The organism is Pseudomonas sp. P5_B2 (assembly GCF_056400445.1).
Genome location: NZ_JBFULH010000680.1, coordinates 1 through 2,045 on the forward strand (window position 1 = coordinate 1; position 2,045 = coordinate 2,045).

The 2,045-nt window shown below is 56.7% G+C and carries 2 protein-coding genes; both read left to right on the forward strand.

Annotated elements, in window-relative coordinates; translation table 11 throughout:
* Window positions 1–29 precede the first annotated feature (29 nt).
* A complete protein-coding gene (locus AC1DRJ_RS25545) occupies window positions 30–770 on the forward strand; it encodes a YciK family oxidoreductase (RefSeq protein WP_007899713.1) in 741 nt (246 codons plus the stop codon).
* Between the two features lie 369 nt (window positions 771–1,139).
* A partial coding sequence (locus tag AC1DRJ_RS25550; protein WP_477804606.1) for a GGDEF domain-containing protein occupies window positions 1,140–2,045 on the forward strand: 906 nt, incomplete at its 3' end.

The window sequence follows — 2,045 nt, forward strand, 5'->3', positions numbered from 1 at the left end:
CTGTTTACTGTTTTTGTTGAGGGTTTCTTATGTTTGATTATTCCGCCCGCCCTGAATTGCTCAAGGACCGGGTCATTCTGGTCACCGGCGCTGGCCGCGGCATCGGCGCGGCGGCTGCGAAGACCTACGCAGCCCATGGCGCCACCGTCTTGCTGCTGGGCAAGACCGAAGCCAACCTGACTCAGGTTTACGACGAAATCGAAGCGGCCGGGCATCCACAGCCTGCGGTAATCCCGTTCAACCTGGAAACCGCCCTGCCCCACCAGTACGACGAACTGGCCGCCATGATCGAGACCGAATTTGGCCATCTCGACGGTTTGCTGCATAACGCGTCGATCATCGGCCCGCGCACACCGATCGAACAACTGTCGGGCGAAAACTTCATGCGCGTCATGCATGTCAACGTCAACGCCATGTTCATGCTCACCAGCACCCTGCTGCCTCTGCTAAAGCTGTCGCAGGACGCCTCGGTAGTGTTTACCTCCAGCAGCGTCGGCCGCAAGGGGCGCGCCTATTGGGGCGCGTATGGCGTGTCCAAGTTTGCCACTGAAGGTTTGATGCAGACCCTGGCCGACGAAGTAGACACTGTGGCCCCTGTACGTTCCAACAGCATCAATCCGGGCGCCACCCGCACCAGCATGCGAGCCCAGGCTTACCCAGGGGAAAATCCGCTCAACAACCCGACCCCGGAAGAAATCATGCCGGTCTATCTCTACCTGATGGGCCCGGACAGCACCGGCATCAACGGTCAGGCGTTCAACGCCCAGTAACACCGAGCGTCGCTTTTGTGCCGTGGCTATTTCCCGGCGCGGCACACAAAGTGCGTCAGATCCATGCTCCTTGCCAGTCGAATAACTGTCACCCCCTTCGCTACCAATCACCAACACTTCATTCAACTAATTGATTTGTATATATTTTTATCTGATTGAACCGAACGGCACGACTTTCGCTCTAAAGTTGCTCAGATAGCAGAGTGAACGGACGTGTGGACGCTTGGTCGATTGATGAATGATCTTCGATAAAGCGGACTAAACTTGCGGCATATGTCCTACGGGACTGATGGACCAGTATGACGCGCAGCCCAAAGACGCTCTCACCCAGCCTGTAGGACAGCTTTACTGCTTAGGGGCTTACGCCATATGAAATCACCTTCCCAGACCAACGCAATTGACTTCGACAGTGCCAAATTGCAACGCCTGGGATTTGGTCAGCAGCCTCACCTTCTGGAGCGCCCCGTCAGCCTGGCGCAATTGCGCCAGCAACTGGGTCAACAGCTGCAAACCAGTCTTGAGCCACAACGCATTCTCGGACTCTTCTTCCGCGAAATTCAGCGCCTTGTGCCTCTGGATGCCTTGACCTACCAACATCAAGACAGTGACTTGCGCCTTGAATTTGGCCAGCGCGGCCATCATTCGGTCAGTTACAGCCTCAGCCATGAAGGCGAACAGCTCGGTGAACTGGTGTTCCGCCGCAATCATCGATTCAGCGAGCTGGAACAAGGCAATCTGGAGTCGCTGCTGTCCGCACTGCTCTTCCCGATGCGCAACGCCCTTCTATACCGAGCCGCTACCCAAAGCGCCTTGCGTGACCCGCTGACCGATACCGGCAACCGCATTGCCATGGATCAAACCCTGGCACGTGAAATCGAGATGTCGCGACGCCACTTGATGCCTTTGTCGTTGCTGATGCTGGACATCGACCACTTCAAAAACGTCAACGACAGTTACGGCCACAATGCCGGCGATGATGTGCTCAAGGCAGTCGCCACAGCAATCAAAAACCAGTTGCGCAATGTCGACATGGTGTTCCGGTTTGGTGGCGAAGAGTTCCTGATCCTGCTGTCCAATACCACCCGGGAAGCTGCGGCCGTGGTCGGTGAGCGCCTACGGATGGCGGCTCAGGCCGAGGATTACCAAGCCGATGGCAATACAATAGAACTGACCGTCAGCCTCGGATGCTCCACCCTGCTGCCTGGCGAATCTTCCGAAAGCTTGTTACGGCGGGCCGACAGCGCACTGTATGTCGCAAAGCGCGAAGGACGTAAC